Origin of the sequence: Sorangium sp. So ce590, assembly GCF_051521365.1 — a bacterium.
Taxonomy (GTDB): Bacteria; Myxococcota_A; Polyangia; order Polyangiales; family Polyangiaceae; genus Sorangium.
In genome coordinates this window covers 9,647,470-9,667,775 of record NZ_CP150346.1, presented here as the reverse complement: position 1 = coordinate 9,667,775, position 20,306 = coordinate 9,647,470, and the positions used below count along the sequence as shown (strand labels likewise).

16 protein-coding genes are annotated in these 20,306 nt (G+C 72.7%); 11 read left to right on the top strand and 5 right to left on the bottom strand.

All coding sequences use genetic code 11. The features are described 5' to 3' along the window. Positions 1–108 precede the first annotated feature (108 nt). Positions 109–1,179 (top strand): sulfate/molybdate ABC transporter ATP-binding protein, encoded by a 1,071-nt coding sequence (locus tag WMF28_RS36625; RefSeq protein WP_437598174.1) that lies wholly within the window; start codon positions 109–111, stop codon positions 1,177–1,179. Between the two features lie 51 nt (positions 1,180–1,230). Beyond that, on the top strand, positions 1,231–2,187 hold the full coding sequence (cysK, locus tag WMF28_RS36620) for a cysteine synthase A (RefSeq protein WP_437598173.1): 957 nt from the start codon (positions 1,231–1,233) through the stop codon (positions 2,185–2,187). 33 nt (positions 2,188–2,220) lie between these two features. Here the strand turns inward: cysK and WMF28_RS36615 are convergent, their stop codons facing one another. Next, positions 2,221–2,766 carry a hypothetical protein gene (locus WMF28_RS36615; RefSeq protein WP_437598171.1) on the bottom strand — a complete coding sequence of 182 codons (546 nt, stop codon included), beginning with the start codon at positions 2,764–2,766 and terminating at the stop codon, positions 2,221–2,223. A 98-nt stretch (positions 2,767–2,864) separates the two neighbouring features. On the opposite strand from WMF28_RS36615, the gene WMF28_RS36610 reads away from it, so the two are divergent. The 7 genes from WMF28_RS36610 (at position 2,865) to WMF28_RS36580 (ending at position 13,494) form a co-directional block, all read left to right on the top strand. Beyond that, positions 2,865–3,929 (top strand): AAA family ATPase, encoded by a 1,065-nt coding sequence (locus WMF28_RS36610; protein ID WP_437604348.1) that lies wholly within the window; start codon positions 2,865–2,867, stop codon positions 3,927–3,929. After that, on the top strand, positions 3,926–6,046 hold the full coding sequence (locus tag WMF28_RS36605; RefSeq protein WP_437598170.1) for a hypothetical protein: 2,121 nt from the start codon (positions 3,926–3,928) through the stop codon (positions 6,044–6,046). The genes WMF28_RS36610 and WMF28_RS36605 overlap by 4 nt, the downstream gene beginning before the upstream one ends. Next, positions 6,043–7,281 carry an ABC transporter ATP-binding protein gene (locus WMF28_RS36600; RefSeq protein ID WP_437598169.1) on the top strand — a complete coding sequence of 413 codons (1,239 nt, stop codon included), beginning with the start codon at positions 6,043–6,045 and terminating at the stop codon, positions 7,279–7,281. The genes WMF28_RS36605 and WMF28_RS36600 overlap by 4 nt, the downstream gene beginning before the upstream one ends. Then, complete coding sequence (locus WMF28_RS36595) at positions 7,278–9,026, top strand: ABC transporter permease (protein WP_437598168.1); 1,749 nt, start codon at positions 7,278–7,280, stop codon at positions 9,024–9,026. The genes WMF28_RS36600 and WMF28_RS36595 overlap by 4 nt, the downstream gene beginning before the upstream one ends. Positions 9,027–9,255: 229 nt before the next feature. Then, the gene (locus WMF28_RS36590; protein WP_437598167.1) at positions 9,256–10,506 is read left to right on the top strand and encodes a protein kinase domain-containing protein; all 1,251 of its coding nucleotides are present in this window, start codon (positions 9,256–9,258) and stop codon (positions 10,504–10,506) included. A 777-nt stretch (positions 10,507–11,283) separates the two neighbouring features. Continuing rightward, positions 11,284–12,492, top strand: coding sequence for a hypothetical protein (locus tag WMF28_RS36585; protein ID WP_437598166.1), 1,209 nt, complete (start codon positions 11,284–11,286; stop codon positions 12,490–12,492). A gap of 138 nt (positions 12,493–12,630) precedes the next feature. Beyond that, positions 12,631–13,494, top strand: a complete 864-nt coding sequence (locus WMF28_RS36580) for a hypothetical protein (protein ID WP_437598165.1) — start codon at positions 12,631–12,633, stop codon at positions 13,492–13,494. A 27-nt stretch (positions 13,495–13,521) separates the two neighbouring features. Here WMF28_RS36580 and WMF28_RS36575 read toward each other — a convergent pair whose 3' ends face one another. From WMF28_RS36575 to WMF28_RS36565, 3 genes are all read right to left on the bottom strand, one after another. After that, positions 13,522–15,369, bottom strand: coding sequence for a hypothetical protein (locus tag WMF28_RS36575; RefSeq protein WP_437598164.1), 1,848 nt, complete (start codon positions 15,367–15,369; stop codon positions 13,522–13,524). An 87-nt stretch (positions 15,370–15,456) separates the two neighbouring features. Then, on the bottom strand, positions 15,457–15,969 hold the full coding sequence (locus tag WMF28_RS36570; protein ID WP_437598163.1) for a hypothetical protein: 513 nt from the start codon (positions 15,967–15,969) through the stop codon (positions 15,457–15,459). A gap of 520 nt (positions 15,970–16,489) precedes the next feature. Further along, positions 16,490–17,782 carry a hypothetical protein gene (locus WMF28_RS36565; protein WP_437598162.1) on the bottom strand — a complete coding sequence of 431 codons (1,293 nt, stop codon included), beginning with the start codon at positions 17,780–17,782 and terminating at the stop codon, positions 16,490–16,492. Between WMF28_RS36565 and WMF28_RS36560 the strand changes: the two genes are divergently transcribed. Next, a complete protein-coding gene (locus WMF28_RS36560; protein WP_437598161.1) occupies positions 17,783–18,004 on the top strand; it encodes a hypothetical protein in 222 nt (73 codons plus the stop codon). 77 nt (positions 18,005–18,081) lie between these two features. Here the strand turns inward: WMF28_RS36560 and WMF28_RS36555 are convergent, their stop codons facing one another. Then, entirely contained in the window at positions 18,082–18,843 is a 762-nt protein-coding gene (locus tag WMF28_RS36555; RefSeq protein ID WP_437598160.1) for a hypothetical protein, read from the bottom strand. Positions 18,844–19,547: 704 nt separating this feature from the next. Here WMF28_RS36555 and WMF28_RS36550 point away from each other — a divergent pair. Further along, entirely contained in the window at positions 19,548–20,306 is a 759-nt protein-coding gene (locus tag WMF28_RS36550) for a DNA methyltransferase (RefSeq protein WP_437604347.1), read from the top strand.

Here is a 20,306-nt window from a genome sequence, read left to right as displayed (position 1 = left end):
CTGGTTGCGCCTCCCCGTCCGGCGAGCGACGCTGGGCCGCGCTCGGGCGCCCTGGGTTTTTTCTGTCCGAGGCGCGCGCGAGACGGGGCAGAAGGCTAGCTGTCGCTTATGGGAATTGTTGTCGAGCAGCTCACGAAGCGGTTCGGTCCGAACAAGGTGGTCGACGACGTCTCGTTCGAGATCGAGGGCGGCGCTTTGGTCGCGCTGCTGGGGCCGAGCGGAGGGGGCAAGAGCACCGTCCTGCGCATCATCGCCGGGCTCGAGAGCCCCGACTCGGGCGAGGTGATCCTGAACGGCAAGAACGCGACGCACACCCGGGTGCAGGACCGGAACATCGGCTTCGTGTTCCAGAGCTACGCCCTGTTCAGGCACATGAACGTGCGCGACAACATCGCCTTCGGCCTCACGATCCGGAAGCGGCCCCGCAAGGAGATCGCGGCCACCGTCGACGAGCTCCTCGGCCTCGTGCAGCTCGAGGGGCTCGGCGGCCGGTTCCCGCACGAGCTGTCCGGCGGCCAGCGGCAGCGGGTCGCGCTGGCGCGCGCGCTCGCGCCAGGCTCGTCGCTGCTCCTGCTCGACGAGCCGTTCGGTGCGCTCGACGCCAAGGTGCGCCTCGAGCTGCGTGAGTGGATCCGCAGGCTCCACAAGGAGCGAGGGATCACGAGCGTCTTCGTGACCCACGACCAGGAAGAGGCGATGGACCTCGCCGACCGGGTCATCGTGCTGCACAAGGGGCGGGTCGAGCAGATCGGCTCGCCCGAGGAGATCTACGACCGGCCGGCGACCGAGTTCGTGGCGAGCTTCGTCGGGTCGATCAACGTGCTCAAGGGGGAGGTCCGCGACGGCCAGGCCGCGCTCGGGACCCTCGCGGTGCACGCCCCCCCCGGGACGGGCAACGGCGCGAGCGTGCACGCCTTCGTGCGGCCGCACGACATCGAGCTCCAAGCCCGGCCCGACTCGTCGCGCGCGGCCGGCGCCGACGACGCCAGCATGGCGCGCGTCGAGCGGCTGTCGCGGGTCGGATGGATGGTCAAGGCGGAGCTCCGCCTCTCCGATGGCCAGCCGCTCTCCGTCGAGCTGACCAAGGACCGCGTCGCCGAGCTCGCCCTGTCCGAAGGCGACAGGGTGCTTGTAAATCTCCGTGATGCGAAGATCTTCGTGCAAGACTACTCCATCTAGCCACCCGGCGGGCGGTTCCGCCTGGGCGGGGGCCATCACGGAGGCGGGCACGTGAGTTCAATCTTCGACAACATCGCGGCGACGATCGGGCACACCCCCCTCGTTCGCCTGAGCTCTGCGGGCAAGGGGCTGCGCGCCGAGCTGATCGGCAAGATCGAGAGCCGGAACCCCGGCGGCAGCGTCAAGGATCGCATCGGCCTCGCGATGATCGAGGACGCCGAGCGGCAGGGCCGGCTGACCCACGGGAGCGTCCTCGTCGAGCCGACGAGCGGCAACACGGGGCTCGCGCTGGCGATGATCGCCGCGGCCAAGGGCTACCGGCTGATCCTCACGATGCCCGAGTCGATGAGCCCGGAGCGGATCGCGCTGCTCCGGGCGTTCGGGGTCGAGGTGCTGCTGACGCCCGGATCGCTGATGGTGCAGGCCGTCGCGCGGGCGCGCCAGATCGTGGGGGAGACGCCGGGCGCGGTGATGCTCCAGCAGTTCGAGAACCCGGCGAACCCCGCCGCGCACCGGGTGACGACCGCGCGCGAGATCTGGGACGACACGGACGGGGCGGTCGACGTCGTGGTCGCCGGCGTGGGCACCGGCGGGACGATCACCGGCGTGGGCGAGGTGCTCAAGCAGAAGAAGCCGGGCGTGAAGATGATCGCGGTTGAGCCGAAGAACGCCGCCGTGCTGAGCGGCGGCCGCGCGGGGGCGCACCTCATCCAGGGCATCGGCGCGGGCTTCGTCCCGAAGATCCTCCGGCGCGAGCTCATCGACGAGGTGGTGCCCGTGTCCGAGGACGAGTCCTTCGAGGCCGCGCGCCGGCTCGCCAAGACCGAGGGGATCCTCGTCGGCATCTCCGGCGGCGCGGCGATGGCAGCGGCGCTGTCGATCGCGGCGCGCGACGAGATGCAGGGCAAGAAGATCGTGGTGATCCTGCCCGACGGCGGGGAGCGGTACGTCACCTCGCCGCTCTTCAAGGAGCTCGTCGGCTGCGCGCGCATGGCCGTGCCCCGCTGAGGGCCCAGGGAAGGCAGCCGCGCCTCGGCGCGATCACTCGACGCGGATGGCGACGATGACCCTCATCCACACGCCCTCCGGCGGGATTGTCTTCGTCAGATCGACCTCGCCGTGCCAGTCGACGTGCACCGTGTAACCGTCATTCTCGGCGTCGTCATAGAAGAATTTCCGGATGTCGCCGTGATAGGCGCGATCCAGCGGGACGATGCGCTCGCCGGCAGGCATCGGCGCCTTCTTGGCGACCACGGTCGCGACGCCGTCGACGACGGCCTCGGCCGTGATGCTCTTGATGAACGTCAGGTCCGGCACGTTGTTGTCGCGCGCTTCGAGCCGGATGAACCTGAGCTCAGCGCCGTCGACGGAATTCGGGTCCTGCGAGACGGAGACCTCGCTCCATCCGGAGAAGGTCGACAGCGAGGTCGGCTTGACGAGGAATTTTGTCTCTACCTCATGCTCGCCGGCCACCGTGGCACAGGCGCTCGCGCCGAGCGCCAGAGCCGCGGTGAGGGCCGCGCCGGTGCGCGCGGTGAGGAAGAGCGAGGCGACGGCACGGCGACAGATCCGGATAAGCATGCTCATTCATGAAACATAGCATGGCGGCGTCCGCCGCCTCGCGCCTCGGCCCCGATCGACGCCCGGGGCGGAGCCGGCTATGGTCGTCGCCCGAGGACGACCAGATGGCGGCGGAATCAGGCGCAGGTAGTGACGGAGAGCAGGGCGCGGCCCCGGCTTCCTTCGAGGCGAGGCTCGAGCTCGCGCAGCGGACGAGCGCGCGGCTGCGCGAGGCGATCGGGCAGGCCGTCGTCGGCCAGGGCGACGTCATCGAGCAGACGCTCTGGGGGATCATCGCGGGAGGGCACGTCCTCCTGGAAGGGGCGCCCGGGCTGGGCAAGACGCTCCTCGTCAGGACCATCGCCGGCTGCCTCGATCTCAGGTTCTCTCGCATCCAGTTCACCCCGGATCTCATGCCGAGCGACGTGACCGGAACGAACGTGCTCGTCGCGGCGGCGGACGGCTCGCGCCACTTCTCGCTGCACAAGGGGCCGATCTTCGGGCAGGTGATCCTGGCCGACGAGATCAACCGGGCGACGCCGAAGACGCAGAGCGCGCTGCTCGAGGCCATGCAGGAGCACGCGTGCACCATCGCGGGCACGCGGTACGCCATGGAAGAGCCGTTCTTCGTGCTGGCCACCGAGAACCCGATCGAGATGGAGGGGACGTACCCGCTGCCGGAGGCGCAGCTCGATCGGTTCCTGCTCAAGGTGCTCGTGCCGAGCCCGACCGAGGACGAGCTGACCGAGATCCTCGCCCGGACCACGGGCCACGACGGCGGCCCGCCGCCGCGGGTGCTCACCCGCGACGACGTGCTCTCGCTCCGCGCGCTCTGCCGCGACGTCGCGGTCGCCGAGCCGGTGATGCGGTACGCGTCGCGGCTGACGCGAGCGAGCGATCCGGCCGTCGAGGGGGCGCCCGAGATCGTGCGGAGGGCGCTCCGGTTCGGCGCCGGCGTGCGCGGGGCGCAGTCGCTGGTGCTGGCCGCGAAGGCCGTGGCGTTGCTCCAGGGCAGGGCGCACGTCGCCTTCGCCGACGTGCAGCGGGTCGCGAAGCCGGCGCTCCGCCACCGCATGATCCGGTCCTTCGAGGGCGAGGCGGAGGGGATCACGACGGATCAGGTCGTCGCCGCGCTCCTCTCCGCGGTCGAGCCGCGGCCCGAGCCCGTGGCGCAGGCGATCCGCCGATGAGGCGCGGCGACGAGGCGCGGGCGCTCCGGATCGGGTCGCCGGCGAAGGGCGCGGCCGGCGCGGCGTGGCTCGCGGCGCTCCTGGCCGCGGGGTCCGCGTCCGGGCAGGCGCCGCCGCCCCGCGCGCCGGAGCTCGCCGTCGACGCGGCGCCGGTGTTCGGGACGAGCGGCGCTGTCCCCTGGGGGTGGAACCAGATCGTCGTGCGCATCCAGAACAACGGCGGCAGGGCGGCGAGAGGCGAGGTCGAGGTCTCGTCGAGGCGCTCCTCCGAGCAGCGCGTCTTCGTCGCGTCGGCGCCGTACACCGTCGGGGCGGGCGCGTCGGTCAACGTGCGCGTGCCAGTGCAGGTGTCGCCCTTCGGCGACGTGCTGGTGCGCGCGCTCGACGAGGGCGGCGCGACCGTGTCGTCGCACGCGCTCTCGTCGACCTCGCAGCGCGCGGTGGTGCTCTTCGACGTCAGCGAGACGTCGCTCCTCCGGGCGGGGCTCCACGAGGCGCCGGTCGCGCCGCTGTACATGCCGACCGGCTTCGGGCCCGGGTCGTCGCCGGACGCCGTCCTGTGGGTCGGGCAGCCGCGCTACGACGGCGCGACGGGCGATCCGCTGCTGCCCGACCGGCCGGCGCTGTACAGCGCGGCGGACGCGGTGCTCCTGCGGACCGACGCGCTCTCGAGGTTGAACGGCGCCGAGCTCGACGCGCTCGCCGGCTACGTGCTCTCCGGCGGCACGCTGGCGCTGTCGGTCGCGCGCCCCGAGGATCTGCGGCACCCGACGCTCGCGGCGCTCGTCGGCGGCGAGGTCTCGAGGGCCGGCGTCGCGCCGCCCACCCTCGAGGAGATCATGCCGCCGGGCGCGCCCAGCGGCCTCGGCAAGCCGGGCAACGTGCTGCTGCCCGCGCCGAGCGCGAGCCCCGAGGTGGCCGAGGCGCTCTCCGGCTGGTCGGGCGGAAACCTGCGGGCGAGCCCGTATGGCAGCTCGGCGTTCTACGGCCTCGGCGAGGTGCACCTGCTCGCATTCGACCCCACGCGCCTGCCCGCGGCCGGCGACCCGTGGGTGAAGATCCGGGTGGCCGATCTCGCGCGCCGCGCCCACGATCGCCGCTCGACGGTCGCCTTCCGCCCGGGCGAGGAGGCGATGGGCCTCGACCTGGATCCGGTGCGGCGGGAGCTCGATCCGAACGAGGGCGCGCGCTGGGCGATCGGGGTCTCCGCGCTGCTGCTCTGCATCTACGCGGTGCTCGCCGGCCCGATCAACTTCGCGCGCGCCGCGCGGCAGGGGAGGCCGCTCCGCGCGCTCCGGCACCTGCCCGTGTACGCGGCGGTCGCGTTCGCGGCGATCGTCGGCGTGGGCCTGCTCGCGAAGGGGGTGCGAGGCAGGGCGCGGCACCTGACGCTGATCGAGGCGGGGGCCGGCATGACGAAGGGGGCGGTGCGCCGGTTCCGCGGCTTCTTCGTCTCGAGCGCGGAGGAGCTCACCGTCCGCACGACCGACGCGAGCAGCGTCATCAGCACGGCGGTGGTCGCCGAGCTCTCGGGGCGGCGCGACCGGCTCGTCGTCGACCGCGACGGGGCCCGGCTGACGGAGGTCGCGGCGCTCCCCTGGCAGACGGTGATCGTGCGCGAGGACGGCGCCGCGCCGCTCGGCGACGGCATCGCGATCGTCGCCGAGCCGAGCGGCGAGCTCGTCGTGAGCAACCGGAGCGGCCGCGATCTCCGGGGCGGCGTCCTGTGGCTGCCGGAGGGCGCGGCCCGCTACTTCGCCCGCATCCGGGACGGGGAGAAGGTCTCGTCGCGCGCGGGGGTCGATCTCGCGGCGCGGGCCGAGGGGCAGCGCTGGCTCGCGCACGCGGGCTTCGGGCGGCGGGTCGGCGGCATCGACATCCACGATCTCGGCGGGAGCCTGCTGGTCGCCTTGCTCGAGCCCGACGCGCCGGGGCTCGGCGCCGCGTGGCTCGCCATCGAGGAGGCGGCCGGCACCGCGGTCGACTGGTTCCCCGCCGGCGTGCCCGTCCTGCTCGGCCAGCTCGACGGCGGCGAGGGCCGCGCGAGCGACTCCGGGCTGCGGATCGAGAGCGACCGCGTGCTCGTGCGGATCGTCGGCCTCGGAGGCCGGCCGTGAGCGCCGCGCCCGGCGGCGCCCCGCCCCCCGCGGCGCAGATCGAGCGGCCTGCGCCGACGATCCGCGTCCGCCACCTCTCGCACCGCTTCGGCTCGCTCGACGTGCTCCGGGACGTCACCTTCGACGTCGGCCCCGGCGAGATCTTCGGCTTCATCGGGCCGAACGGCGCGGGCAAGACGACGACGATCCGGGTCATGGCGACCTTGCTCGAGCCGATGGCGGGGCGGGTCGAGATCGACGGGGTCGACGTCACGATCGACCCGGCGGCGGTCCGCCGCAGCATCGGGTACATGCCGGATCACGCCGGCGTCTACGACCGGATCACGGTGCGCGAGTACCTCGAGTTCTTCGCGGATGCGTTCCGCGTGCCGTCGCTCGACGTTGTCGACGCGGTCCTGGAGCTGACCGATCTCGGCAAGATCCAGGACCGGATCGTCGCCACGATGTCGAAGGGCATGAAGCAGCGCCTCCAGCTCGGGAGGATCCTGCTGCACGATCCCAAGGTCCTCATCCTGGACGAGCCGGCGAGCGATCTCGATCCGCGCGCGCGCATCGAGATCCGCGACCTCTTGCTCGAGCTCCGGAGCCTGGGGAAGACGATCTTCCTCTCCTCGCACATCCTCACGGAGCTCTCCGACGTGTGCACGTCGATCGGCATCCTCGAGAAGGGCCGCCTCGTCGTCGCCGGGCCGATCGGCGAGATCGCGGCGCGCCTCGAGGCGCTGCGCGCCGCGCAGGCGCTCGGGCACGCGCCGCCGCGGTACGCCGCCGCGCCGGGCGCGTACCCGGCGCAGGCGCATCACGCGCCGCCGTATGGGCCCGAGGCGCCCCCGCCTCCCGGGGCGCCGGGGGATCCGGCCGCCGTCGATCCCCTGCAGGCCGCCGGTCCGCCGCCCGGGTACGGCCCGCACGCGCGTCACGCCGCGGGCCCCGCGGGCCCTGCTGGCCCTGCGGCAGGCTATCCCGGGATGTCGCAGCTCTCCCGGCGCAAGGTCAAGGTGCGGGTCCTCGGCGATCCCGAGGGCGCGGCCTTCCTGCTCCGGGGCGGCCCGGGGATCACCGACATCGAGATCGTCGCGGGCGCCGTGCACGTCGGCTACACGGGCAACGACGTGAAGATCGCCGAGATCGTGCAGCACCTCGTGCAGCGCGGGATCGGCGTGATCGGGGTCGAGCCGGAGCGCAACGAGCTCGAGCGGATCTTCCTGGAGGTCACGCAAGGAGAGGTGCAGTGAGCGTGCAGACTGGCTCATCGCCGCCCGGCGGCCCGGCGTCTCAGCGGCTCGTCGATCGGGCGCGGCGCCGCGTGGGTCGCCTCCTCGGCGAGCCGAACCCGATCTGGATCCGCGAGCTCAAGCAGGCCGCGCGCCTCGCCCGCACGCCGATCATCCTCCTGGTGCTCGCCGTGCTGATGACGCTGCTCGTGGCGTCGATCGGCGGCATCGTGGCGAGGGACATCGCGCCCGCGAAGACGGGCGTGATCCTGTTCCAGGTCTTCTTCTCGCTCGCGTACTTCGTTGTGGCGCTGGTCGGTCCGGCGGTCGCCGCGAACAGCATCGCCTCGGAGCGCGAGGGCCGCACCTGGGAGGCGGTGCTCCTGACGGGCATCCCGCCCGGCGAGATCGCGCGCGGCAAGTTCCTCGCCGCCTACACGGCGATCTCGATGTACGTGGTGATGCTCGCGCCGGTCGGGGCGCTGCCGTTCCTGTTCGGCGGGATCACCGCGATGGAGGTGGTGATCGCCTTCCTGTTCCTCTTCCTGATCGCGCTGCTCAGCGTCGCCTTCGGCCTCGCGATCAGCTCGAAGATGGCGAGCCTCCGCGGGGCGATCCTCGTCACGCTGCTGCTCGCGTTCCCCCTGTCGATCTGCCTGTTCTCGGCCGGGGGCACGGGGCTCTCGTACGCGGCCCACCTGGCGTGGCCGGAGGTACCCGAGGGCCCCCCCATCTGGCTCCCGGTCGCGTACCAGCGCGCGCCGCTCGGCCTCGATTACGTGCTCTTCCTGATCCTCCTGCCGCTCGCGGCGGTCGTCGTCCCCGCGTGGTTCCTGTACCAGGTGACCGTCGCGAACCTCACGAGCGAGGGCGACGATCGCTCCTCCGGCCTGAAGACGTGGTTCGCTGCCTGCGCGCCGGTGGTCGCCGCCGCCGTCGCGGTGCCGGCGTTCGCGGTGGAGCCGTCCGAGCGCCTGGCCGCGATCATCGCGGGCATGTGCGCGATGTTCTCGTTCCTGATCTTCTGCGTGTGCCTCTTCGCCGGCGATCCGATCGGGCCGTCGCGCCGCGTCGAGGTGACCTGGGCCCGGAGCCGCGCCAGCCGCTTGCGTCGCTTCTTCGGCCCCGGCGTGACCCGCTCGGCGTACCTGCTGCTCGCGGTGGGGATCCCCTGCGTCGCCGCGCTCTGGGCCGCCGGCCACCGGCTGCTCCTCGGCGTGCCCCTCGGGCCGCCGGAGATCCAGATGCGGCAGCTCCAGTACTTCGCCGTCTACGCGCTCGCCTTCTACGTGTTCCTCGTCGGGCTCGGCGCCTTTCTTCGCGCGCGGATCGCCGCGCCCATGGTGGCGCGGGTGCTGCTCCTGACGCTCCTCTTCTCGATCGCGGTCGGCCCGTGGATCGTCGCGGCCATCGCCGGCCTGGTCACGGAGCTCAGCGTCAGCGAGAGCGCCCTCCTCATCGCGGCCCCCTCGCCGTTCTACGCCTTCGTGATGCTCGACAGGGCCGCGCAGAGCGATCCGGGGTCCGTCGTCGTCGCCGGGCACACGGCCGCCGTCGCCTGGGTCGCCGTCGGGCTCGGCCTGCTCGCAGCGGCGCGCTCGCGCTGCGCCGCCCTCATCGCGCAGCGCGAGGCGGCGCTCGCCGTGACGGACACGCTCCTCGCCCAGGAAGACGAGGCGGCGCTCGCGGCCGAACAGGCGGCTCCGGCGCCCCCAGCCGCTCCGGAGCACGCCGAGCCAGGGAGCGCCGCGGGCACCCTCGCGTGAGCGCGTCACCGCGACGTGCCCTGAAATCGTACGCGCCGGGTTCATTGTTTGGAAATTTGGATCGGCGTTCGGGAATGCTTCAGGATGCGCCTGCGCGCGGATCTGTCGAAATCTTGAGCGCTTCCTGAGGGCGTGTGAAAAATGCGCCCGCGCTCGAGGTCCGGGAGCGAGAGGGGATCTCGATTCTCGCGTCGCGTGACGACAGCGGCACCACCTCGACCCGCGGGGGATGGCCTTGTCTTCGCACGACGACCGCCGGTGCTCGACGCTCGAGCTGAGCGATACCTTGCTGTACGGAACGCCGTACCGGCCCGTGCGCCGGCTGGGGCGGGGCGGGATGGGCGAGGTGATCGAGGCCGCGCACGTGGGCCTCGACAAGCCCGTGGTGGTGAAGCTCCTGCACCGCGATCTGAACCGCGAGCCGCGGCTCGTGGAGCGGATGCGCGTCGAGGCGCAGTCGCTGGCGCGGCTCGCCCATCCCAACCTGGTGACGGTGACCGACTTCGGGCGGACGGCCGAGGGGCGGACGTTCCTCGTGATGGAGCGGCTCTACGGCCGGACGATGCGCGAGGAGCTCGCGGCGCGCGGCGCGCTGCCGCCGCTGGAGGCGCTCGACCTCGTGACGCAGACGCTCGCCGGCCTCGCCGCGGCGCACGGCGCGGGCATCGTCCATCGCGACGTGAAGCTCGAGAATCTCTTCGTGTGCGACGCGGACGCGCAGGGGCGGCGCGTGGTGAAGGTGCTCGATTTCGGCATCGCCAAGGTGGTCGCTCCGCGCGGCGACGGCCGCGCGCCGGCGCCGTCGCTCTACCAGACCGAGGAGGGGGTGCTCGTCGGCACGCCGCGCTATCTCTCGCCCGAGCAGGCGTGCGGGCTCGCCGTCGACGCCCGCACCGACGTGTATGCAGCCGGCGTGGTGCTCTACGCGCTGATCGCTGGTCGCGATCCGTTCGAGCACATGAAGCGCGTGCACGAGCTCGTGCGCGCCCACGCGAGCGAGGTGCCCGCGCCGCCGTCCTGTCACGCGCCGCGGCCGGTGCCGCCGGAGCTCGACCGCGCCGTCATGAGGGCGCTCGAGAAGCGCCCGGAGCTCCGCTTCCCGGATGCCGCGGCGTTCGCGGACGAGCTGTCGCGCATCGCCGCCGCGCTCTCGCGAGGGGCGACGCCGGCGCCGACCTTGCCGACGGGGTCGTGCTGGCAGAGCACGGCGCCGCTGACGGTGCCGCCGGTCCGCGCGCTGGTCGCACCGACGTTGAGCGCGACCGTGGAGGCGTTCGGCCTCACGGCGCCCGGCGGGGCGGCGCAGCCCACCTCGGGACCTGCGCTGCCGCGCGGGCCGGAGGCGCGGCGGGGCGGGGAGAGGCGCGCGCGACGGCGGCCGGCGCGCGCGGAGCCCAGCCTGGCGGTCATGGCGATGCTGGTGGTGAGCGTGGTGCTGTTCGGCTTCGCCGTGGCGCTGCTGGTGAGCGTCGCGGGCTGACGGACGGCCGCGACGTCGCCGCAGTTGCAAGGAACCTCACCCGGGGCAACGAAACCGCTACCATGCGTGGGTGGGATGGACGGGCAGCGCTGGCGCCGGGGGGGCGGCTCAACCTGGGTGGGGGGCGGCTCAACCCGGGTGGGAGGCGGCTCAACCCGGGTGGGGGGCGGCTCAACCCGGGTGGGGGGACAGGCAGATGCAGGGTGGGTGTAATAAATCGAGGCTGCGGTATCGAGGAAGACACGCCAGCCTAGCCATGGACAACACTCACGGGGTCCAGGGAGGCGGCAGGATGGTGGCCAGGGTCGACTTCGCGTTCGGTCGGCCCGCAGGGCCGCGCCTCGCCCGAGGTCGCGGTCCGGGGCCCCGGCGCGCGCCGCCGCCGAGCGGCGCCGTCACGCCCGTGACGGCGGTGGCTCCCGATCCCGGTGCATCCCTGGACGCCGTCGTTGTATCGCTGCGAAAGGGTCGTGATGCTTGGGTGCGTGGTGGCGACGGCTGAGTGGGGTATCTTCGGGGCTATGCCGTGGCCCTATCCCCGAGCGAGCTCCGACGTATCGCGCGCCGGCCAGCGCACGTTCGCCGCTGGCCCGCGGCGCACCCGCGCCAGCCGGAGCGCTGCCGCGGCGCCCGCCGCGCCATCTGCGGAGCAGCGGTCGAGGCAGATCGCCTCGGGAGCACGTCCATGACGACGCGGAGCTTTGGACCGGATGCTCGATGCGCCGCTGCCCACGCAGGGCAGCGGCGCGCCTTTTGCGCGTGGCGAGAGGGGCAGGCATGACCAACAGGAACGCGAACAAGAGCTCGCCAGGGCAGCCGGCGGGTCAGGGCGCTGCGGGCGACGCCGCGCCGCAGCCGCCGACGCAGCCGCAGCAGCCGCCGCGCGGCTACGACGCGCCGAGCTTCGCACCGCAGGAGCACCCGTCGCTGGCGCACCCGCGAGCGCATGCGCAGGATCCGCGCCGCAGGCCGGACGAGGCAGCGCCGGCCCCCGCAGCGCCGCCCGTCGAGCGCATGATGCAGTGGGGCGAGCCCAGGCCGCGGCGCCGCCAGGACCGCGAGGCGGGGCCGAGCGACAAGCAGGTGTATGTTCCCCCGGTCACCCTGCCCCCGAACCGGGAGCACCAGGCGATGGACCTGCAGAAGATCCAGGTCGCCCCGTCGCTCTTGAAGGGCGTTGACGAGCGGAACCGGCCGACGATGCGCCGGATCCCGGTGCACGGCATGCCGAGCCCCCCGCCGGCGGTTCCCGAGGGGCCGGGCGGCGCGCGCCCCGGCGGCGTGCGCACGGCCCGCGTCGGCGTGGGCAGCGGCGTCTGGCCGCCGCCCGAAGAGCCGACCCGCAAGCAGCGGCCGGCTGCGGCGGCCGCTCCCCAGCCCGCCGCCGCCGTCCCTCGAGCGGACCCGCCGCCGGCCGCAGCGCGCCCCGATGCCGCCGTCGCCGCCGCTGCCTCCGCGGCAGCGCTCGCGGCGCGCCGCCGCGCGGCGCCGCTCGGCCTGTTCGCGCTGCTCGTGTTTCTCGGCAGCGCGACGGTCGCGGGCTTCTGGGTGCTGTGGCGCGCCGCCAACCCCTCGGGCCCTCGCGACGCCCCCGTCGTCGAGGACGCACGCGTCCCGGCCCCCGAGCCCGGCATCGCGACGCCCACCCCGAACGCGCTGCCCGAGCCGCCGCCGCCTCCGGTGGCGGCCAGCGAGCAGCCGCTCCCCACCGCGGAGCAGCCGGTCCCCACCGCGCCGGTACCGTCCGCGTCGCCTTCCGCGGAGCGGACCTCCTCGCCGCCCGCACACTCCGTGGCCGCTGCCCGCCCGCCGTCGGCGCGCCCTGGGGGACAGGTGAAGCGTCCCCCCAAGCCGCCTGTCGCGCCGGAAGACTTCTACGAATCGTCCGTGAGCCCTCCGAGCCCACCACCGGTCCTGCCGTCTGCGTCCTCTGCGTTGCCCACGACGCCCCCGGGGACGACCGCGCCCCCGCGCCCATTCCCCTGAGGCGTCGCCTCTCCGGATTGCAATCCTCCGGCAGCCACCATGCGAAAGCCATTCTTGAAATACGCGCCTCTGTTCCTCCTGTGCTCGACGGTCGCTCTGGCGCCGGGCGTCGCGAGCGCGACCGGCAAAGCTCGGCTCATGCCCACCTCTCCGGCCGACGCGCCGGCCGCGAACTCGAGCGCGGGCGAGCGTGCCGCGCAGCTCTACCGGGAGGGGAACAGGTTCTACGACGAGGCGCGGTTCGTCGAGGCCGAGGCGCGCTATCAGGCGGCGTGGGACCTCCAGCAGAGCTTCGACGTCGCGGGCAATCTCGGGAACGTCGAGCTGGAGGTGAGCCAGCCCCGCGAGGCGGCCGAGCACCTCCTGTACGCGCTCAACACGTTTCCTCTCGGCGACACGGAGGAGAAGAAGCTCTTTTTGCAGCAGCGGCTCGCCGAGGCCAAATCGCAGGTCGGCGCGCTCCGCATCGACGTGAATGTCGACGATGCCGAGGTGCTGATCGACGGCAAGGTCATCGGCCGGTCGCCCATCGAGGCCCAGGTGTTCGTCGATCCTGGCAAGCGCACGATCGAGGCGCGCCGCTCCGGCGTCCGGACGTCGACGTCGCTGCTCGTGGCGAGGGGCTCGGACCAGAGCATCGCCCTGAGCCTCGACGCCGGCTCGAACCTCCCGCTGGTGGTCGCGGGCGGAGCGGTCGGTCTGCTCGGGGTCGCGTCGGGCGTGACCTTCGCGATCCTCTCCACGGCGAAGGGCGAGTCCGCCGCGGCGGAGCCTTCCGGCAGCGCGCGGCGCATCGACCTGCGCGACAGCCAGACCACGCTCGCCAACCTCTCGTTCTGGAGCTTCGTCGGCGGCGGCGTGGTGCTCGCCGGGACGGCCGTGTACGCGTTCAGCACGTCCGGCCGCACGCCGCCGGCGCCGCGGGCCGCGCTCCCCCGCTTCCACGCCGCGCCCCTCGTCACCGCCGACGCGAAGGGCCTGCTGGTCGGCGCGAGCTTCTGAGCCCGCCGCCAGGAGCCCGATCCGGGCTCACCGTGGTTGAAAGTAGCGACCGACCTGCTCGCGGTACTCTTCCGGGACGTCGCTGCGCTCGACGCCGCCGATCTCCTGGGGACCCACGACGCCGAGCGCGCCCTCGCCTTGCACGTTGGCGGTGTCTCCGGCGCGCCCCGCTGTCCGGCCCATCGCGATCCCGGGCATCGGCCTGCCTGGATTGAGCCTCGCGCCGGCGCGTGAGCGCAGCTCGCCCCCCGCGATCGCGCCGGTCTGCCCCTCGTGGCTGCCCGGCCCGCCTCCCTCGGAATGACCTGGCTGCCCGGGCCCTTGCTTGTCTGCGCCGCCCGCCTGCGAGCCCTGGCCGCGCTCTCCGCTGCCCGATCCCTGGCTGCCCGAGCCGCCGGCGACCGGCATCGGGACGGGCGTCCCCCCGAGCTGCCCCTCGGCCTCGCCGGCCCCGCGCTGCGCGTCGTCGAGCGCGCCCTGGCGCTCCGCCTCCTCGCTGCTCGGGCCTCCCTCCTGGGCCATCCGGCGCAGCTGCTCCTCGAGCTGCCGCTGGCCCTCGGGCGTCGCCAGCTGCCGCGCGAGCTCGCGCATCTGCTCCTCGGACGCGGGCTCCCCGGGCGCGCCCTCGGGCGACCGCGCCACCCGCTGCTTCAGGCGCTCGGCGAGCCGCTTGCGCTCCTCGGGGCTCAGCTTCTCGAGCGCCTTCTCGAGGCTGTCGGCGAGCCGCCGCGCGTCCCTTCTGCTCCCGGTCCGGCCGAGCTCGCCGAGCGCCTCGCGCCCCTCGTCGCCGAGCGCCTCGCCGAGCGCCTCGGCCAGCTCCCTCAGCTTGTCGGCCTGCTTGCCGCGCTGATCCAGCAGCTCGCGTTGCTCCTCGAGCGCCTCCGCCACGCCGGGGGCGCCGGCCCTCTTCGCTGCCTCGGCGGCCTCCTCGAGCGTCTTCCTGGCCCGCTCGCGGTCGGTCTTTTCGACCCGGTTCGCGAGCCGCTCCATCTCCTCGTCGAGCGCCACGAGATCGCGGTCGCCGAGCGCCTTCGCCGCCCGTCTCAGCTGAGGGTCCTCCCCGAGCTTGCCGAGCGCCGACTCCATCCCGTGACGCTGCTCGCCCTCGCCGAGCGACAGGCGCTCGGCCGTGATCGCGTCGCGGAGCCTGCCGATCTCGGCCTGCGCTTCGCGGCGCTCGACGCCGCTCCTCAGCTTTTCGCGCAGCCGCCTCGCGTCGTCCGCGAGCTGCTTCAGCCGATCGCGCTGCGCGGTGTCCCGAGCGTCGACCTCGGCCAGCTGGATCACCCGTTCGAGCCCGGCGATCTCGGCCAGGCGCACCTGCTCGGCCCCGGGCGGGGGCGCTGCTGCCGCAGGCGCAGGCGGCAGCGGGAGCCAGCTGAGGTAGCCGATGGCCGCCGCTGCGAGCGGCGCGCCGGCGTGCCAGGGCCGCCACAGCGGCGCGCGGACCTGCGGGGCGGTCGCCCGGTCGAGGGCCGCCGCGGCGTGCGCGAACACCACCTCGTGGGCCGCCGCTGCGCCGGCCCGGGCCGCGCCGTCGCCCGCGCGCTCGGCGGCCGCGAGCTCCACGGCCGTGGAGACCGACTCGGAGGCGCCGAGCTTGCCGTCGAGGAACAGCGCGACGTTCGGATCCGACCACCGCCGCCGCCGCGCCGCCGCCGCGCCGGTCACCGCGCCGAGCAAGCCGCCGCCCGCCATCCAGGGGCGCAGCGCGCCGTACCGCGTCTGCCAGGCGGCCGCTGCGCCCGCCGCCCCGAGCATCAGCCCCGCGGCGGCGCCTGTGAGGATCAGCTCCAGCGCGAGCCGCCGCCGGACGCGGCGAGACCAGCGAGCGAACGCGGCGCTGAACCGTCGCCGGGGGGACGCATCCACCATCGTTCGATGTTTACCTGCGGGCGGACGCGCCGGCCAGCGCTGCCTCGGGTACACAATCGCGACGCATCGCGACGCGGGCGCGCCGGCTCACGGGACGAAGCACCATTTCAAGTGAAATGAGGCGAGATCGAGGCGCGCCGGGATAACGTCCTGGTCACCGCCGAACACGTTCAAATCGCACTTGGCAAAAGAGAACTTGCATTCGTGCGACCCCTGTTGAGACGTCCGGAGCGTGGCCGGACAGGAGCCATGAAAAAGCTCGTCGTCAACGTACATTCGCATGTTCACGACAGCGGCGTCGCCGCCCTCGCGCTCGCTGCCGAGCAGGTGGAGATCGAGGTAGTAGAAGCCCCTCCTGCCCTTCGAGTGATCCACCAGCTCCAGATTGGTTTCGCCATTGAGGAGGGAGCAGTCAACGTCCCAGCTGTTGTCGAATCGGGGGACAGGCCGCTTGCCGTCATCGCCCGTGTCGAGCACCAGCTCCTCCCCGTTCACGGTCATGATCGCCTTGCCGTAGGCTTCAGGAATTTCCGGGCTAGCCGAGCACCCGAACAGCGCGAGCGACAGCACGAGGCCTTGGGCGAGGAGGGGTCGGTGCATGGGAGCTCTCCAGCAGCATGGCAGGCGAGAGTATCGCACGAGGTCGACAACCATGAACGCGCTCAATTTGGTTGATCCATGCGTCGTGGCGGATGTCAACTGGAAACGGAGGACTCGGGCCGCTGTTGCCCGGTCGAGCCTCGCCAAGCAGCATTGGCCTGTGAAACCGCCATTGCGATCTCGCTCCCGCCCGAGCTGGTGGAGGAGAACACGGCAATCCCCTGCGCCCGGGTGCACGAGCGCGTGCCTCGGCCTCGGTCATATGGGTAGATTCGCCCTTTGCCAATGAACGACGGATTGCCTCGGTCTGGTCGAGGCACGGTACGGCGCCTCGGTCGCGCCAGGCCTTCAGGGCTCGAGCTCGACCTCCACGCAGCCTTCCTTCTTGCCATTGAAGAGCTCGTGCCCACGTCTCTCCGCCCTGCATGCCAGCCCGGTCGACGGCGGTGTCGCCGGTCGGGAGGATGAGGCGCGCCGCGCCGCGGATCACGCGGCTGCGCGGCGTGGCAGGCGGGCTCGCTCAGGGGAACAGGGGCGTGCAGAGCGGATAGAAGGAGGAGAAGTCAGGCCGCTGCAGAAACACCGTGACGACCTCGTCGTAACGGGTCGTCTTGGGCTTGTCCGCCCGGTTGCTCGCTGCGGCCTGGCAGCGCTCGTACCCGTCGAGGGAGGCGTCCTTGCACACGCTGCCCTTCGCGTCCGACAGGTCGCGGCACGGGCCGAGGAAGTCGAGGCTGCAGTCGCTCCTCGACGCGCACGTCCGCTCCGGCGCGAAGGCGGTCTCGTTCTCGGCGCACGACAGCTGGAGCAAGGCGCCGCCGCAAGAATACATCCGCGAGCCGATGTCGCCGAGCTCGTCGCGCTTGCCGAGCGGCTGGAATGCGTTGCCGAAGAAGGAGATCTCCTCCTGCCGGTAGATCCGCCGCTCCGCGCTGTCCGTGGCCAGCGCTGGATGGCGGCCGCGCAGCGAGATGGCGACCTCGACGCCGTACCCGTTCACGTGCGCCAGCAGGCACGCCGTGACCCAGCGCTGCGACTTCTCGGGGAGCGGGGAGCGCAACCAGCCGGGCGCGAGGCCGATCCGCCCATCGAACCGGTACCTCGTCGCTCCGACCTCGCCGACGAGCGACTGCCCCTCGGGGAGCGCGCAGGCGATCGTGTAGCGGAGGAGCTCACGACCGTCCTCGTCGAGCAGCAGATCCGTGGTGGCCAGCGCGCGGCCGTCCGCGGTGAGGCGGCTCATCGAGAGGCTGTTCATCGAGAGGCGATTCATCGAGAGGCGATTCATCGAGAGGCGGTTGGCCGAGGTCACCGCCTCTCCCGACGTCCCACGGCCTCCTCGGTGCCCGGATCGGCGCTGGATGCGCACCCGAACAACGCAAGAGATGGAATCGCAACGGCCGTCCGTAGCGCGGTGAGCCTCGCCCTGTCGAGCACCGCCGACGCCTCCCAGTGACGCCCGGTGGAGGCGGCCGCGCGCGCGGAAGTAGAGCACCTCGAGCAGCTCCTCCACCGGCAACGTGCGCTCCGCGAGATCGGTGAGCGCCTCCCAGCTGTCCCCCTGCTCCTCCGCGCCCGCGGGGATCTCGAGCCCCTCGGCCGCGAGCACCAGCTTCAGCGTCCGGAACAGCGCGAACAGCGCCGGCGCCGAGGCGTCGGGGAGGCACCGCTCGGCGACCCACGCGACGAGGCGCGCCGCCTCCCTGAAGTCACCGCGCGCCGCCTGGATGCGGGCGATGAGCAGCGCGTCGTCCGCGGCAGCGCGCTCGCCGAAGCGCTCGTAGAGCGCGAGGGGCGCGACGCGAGGGCGCACGTGAACGTGTGCCTGCACGCGGGCCGGGTGCTGATGCGCTCGTCGGAGGTCGTCGGCGGAGAGCTCATGGAGCTCGATGCGTGGGCGCCGGAGGTCCAGCTGCCCGGCGTCCTCGCGACGGCGGCGATGCTCGACGGCCTCGAGCTCGACGCGGAGCCGCTGGAGCACGCGCCGGGGCTCCGGCGCGTGGCGGGCCGGACGACAGCGTCGAGCCCGCGCTAGCTCGGTACGTCAGACATCCTGCCGACGGGGCCAGGCGGCGCTGCGGCCCTGGCGGCGCGGGGGGTCGGGGCGCGCCGCTACTGCGGCAGGTAGAGGTCGGGATCCGCGACCCTGCCGATCACGATATCGCGCGCCTGCTTCGCGTAGTACGTCGAGCCAGATTGCGTGCTCCAGGCGTGTCCCGCGATCGCGCCGGTGGTGCTGCTCGCATAGATGCGCATGACGCCCCGCCCGACGCCCGGGTGCCAGGAGCCGTCCGCGTTGTGCCGGGTGTCCGTCGTCCCGTGGCCGGTGGTGCTCGCGTCGAGGACGGCGAGCGCGTACTGGCTCGTCCCCGCGACGAGCGGATAGGTCGCCGAGCGCAGCACCGCGGGCCCTGCCGCGATGGCGACGTGCCCGGAGGCCGTGCTCCCCCACGGATACTCGATCGCGATGATGTCGCCCGCCTCGATCTGGCTCACCGTCAGGACCTGCTCGAAGCCGATCTCATCGATGATCCTGTCGTGGTAGAGGACGGCGTTGGGGCTTGTGCTGCCGAACCACGTGGTCATGTCGTAGCTCGAGAGACCATAGGCCCGCTTGAGGACGTGGGTGACGAACGACGCGCACAGGCTGCGGCTCCGGTACGCCGTGGCCCCTTCGATGCCGGCCCATTGAACATAGCTCGTGCCGCTGCCGTATTCGTTGTTCTCCGGGGCGATGTGGGCCACGAGGGTGTCGGCCCATCGGAAATGGCTGGGCTCTCCGGCCGACTGGCCCTCTGCCGGGAGCGGCGCGAGCAGGCTCAATCCCGAAAGGGCGACGGCCGGAAGCGCGCGAACAACGGATCGTGAGCTCATGCAATTCATTGCATTCATGCTTTCCTCCCGTGTGAAATCGATGGTCCCGCGTGGGCTGGCTACACCAGCACCGGCGGCTCCGCCGGCGTCGCGGTGGAGTGCCGGCCAAGCGAAGTGGGGGCACGAAGCTGCTCAACATACGCCGCTCGCCCGGCCGCTACAATCACCGTCGCGACAGCGAGCCACGCGCGTCGGTCGGGTCGACGTGGGATTCCACACTCGGTTCCACGCGGGATTCCATTCGAACAGTGTTCCCTCCATTTCCACAGCCTGTCTCCTCCGGACGACACCCGTGCACGTCAGCTCCAGGCGCTCGCGAGGACGCTCCAGGAGAAGATCGCTCCCTCGGGGAGGCCCAGCGGCGCCGGCCGCCTCGCCGGCCGCCTCGCCGGCCCCTATCTCTGCCGTTTTGTTGACAGATCCGCGCAGTTGGATTGGATGGCCGCGTGCCCCCCGCGAAGCGCGCATCGACCGACCCCCACCCCGTCCTGACGCTCGGCGACGCGCTGGAGCACTACGCCTCCTGGCCGAGGCCCACGGTGATCGTCTCCGACGGCGCTTATGGCGTCTCCGGCTTTCCCGGCGACCCGCCGACGCACAAGGAGCTCGGCGCGTGGTACGCGCCCCACGTCGCCGCCTGGTCGGAGCGCGCCTTGCCGTCCGCCACCCTGTGGTTCTGGGGGACCGAGATCGGCTGGGCGACCGTGCACCCGCTGCTCGATCAGCACGGCTGGGAGTACCGGAGCTGCAATGTGTGGGACAAGGGGATCGCCCACATCGCGGGCAACGCGAACACCCGGACGCTGCGCAAGTTCCCGGTCGTGAGCGAGGTGTGCGTGCAGTACGTGCGCAAGGTCCTCCTGGAGAGCGGCGGCGCGGGGCTGCCCCTCAAGGCCTGGCTACGGCGCGAATGGGAGCGCTCGGGACTCCCGCTGCGCCACACGAACGAGGCGTGCGGCGTGAAGAACGCCGCCACGAGGAAGTATTTCACGCGCTGCCACCTCTGGTATTATCCTCCGGCCGAGGCGTTCGAGCGGATCGTCGCGTTCGCGAACGCGCACGGCCGCCCCGAGGGGCGGCCCTACTTCTCGGTCGACGGCAAGCGGTCGCTGACGGGCCCTGAATGGGCCAGCCTGCGCGCGAAGTTCCATTGCGAGGTCGGGGTGACCAACGTCTGGCGCGAGCCCGCGGTCCGCGGCGCCGAGCGCTTCAAGGAGGAGACCCGGTCCGTCCACGGCAACCAGAAGCCCCTCAAGCTGCTCGATCGCATCATCCGGGCCTCTTCGGATCCGGGCGATGTCGTCTGGGAGCCGTTCGGCGGGCTCTGCTCGGTCGCGGTGGCGGCCTTCGCCGCGGGGAGGCGCTGCTACAGCGCCGAGATCGCGCCCGCATACCACGCCGTCGCGTCGAGCCGCCTCGCGAAGTGCATGCCGCGGCCGCGCGCCGAGATCTCGGCGGCGTGA

What these genes read in the sequence shown, in the direction of transcription:
- WMF28_RS36570 (WP_437598163.1), bottom strand. Translation starts at nt 15,969, where the DNA reads ATGCACCGACCCCTCCTCGCCCAAGGCCTCGTGCTGTCGCTCGCGCTG.
- WMF28_RS36555 (WP_437598160.1), bottom strand. Translation starts at nt 18,843, where the DNA reads ATGAGCTCACGATCCGTTGTTCGCGCGCTTCCGGCCGTCGCCCTTTCG.
- WMF28_RS36610 (WP_437604348.1), top strand. Translation starts at nt 2,865, where the DNA reads ATGGCGGCGGAATCAGGCGCAGGTAGTGACGGAGAGCAGGGCGCGGCC.
- WMF28_RS36585 (WP_437598166.1), top strand. Translation starts at nt 11,284, where the DNA reads ATGACCAACAGGAACGCGAACAAGAGCTCGCCAGGGCAGCCGGCGGGT.
- WMF28_RS36625 (WP_437598174.1), top strand. Translation starts at nt 109, where the DNA reads ATGGGAATTGTTGTCGAGCAGCTCACGAAGCGGTTCGGTCCGAACAAG.
- WMF28_RS36615 (WP_437598171.1), bottom strand. Translation starts at nt 2,766, where the DNA reads ATGAGCATGCTTATCCGGATCTGTCGCCGTGCCGTCGCCTCGCTCTTC.
- WMF28_RS36605 (WP_437598170.1), top strand. Translation starts at nt 3,926, where the DNA reads ATGAGGCGCGGCGACGAGGCGCGGGCGCTCCGGATCGGGTCGCCGGCG.
- WMF28_RS36580 (WP_437598165.1), top strand. Translation starts at nt 12,631, where the DNA reads ATGCCCACCTCTCCGGCCGACGCGCCGGCCGCGAACTCGAGCGCGGGC.
- WMF28_RS36590 (WP_437598167.1), top strand. Translation starts at nt 9,256, where the DNA reads ATGGCCTTGTCTTCGCACGACGACCGCCGGTGCTCGACGCTCGAGCTG.
- WMF28_RS36575 (WP_437598164.1), bottom strand. Translation starts at nt 15,369, where the DNA reads ATGGTGGATGCGTCCCCCCGGCGACGGTTCAGCGCCGCGTTCGCTCGC.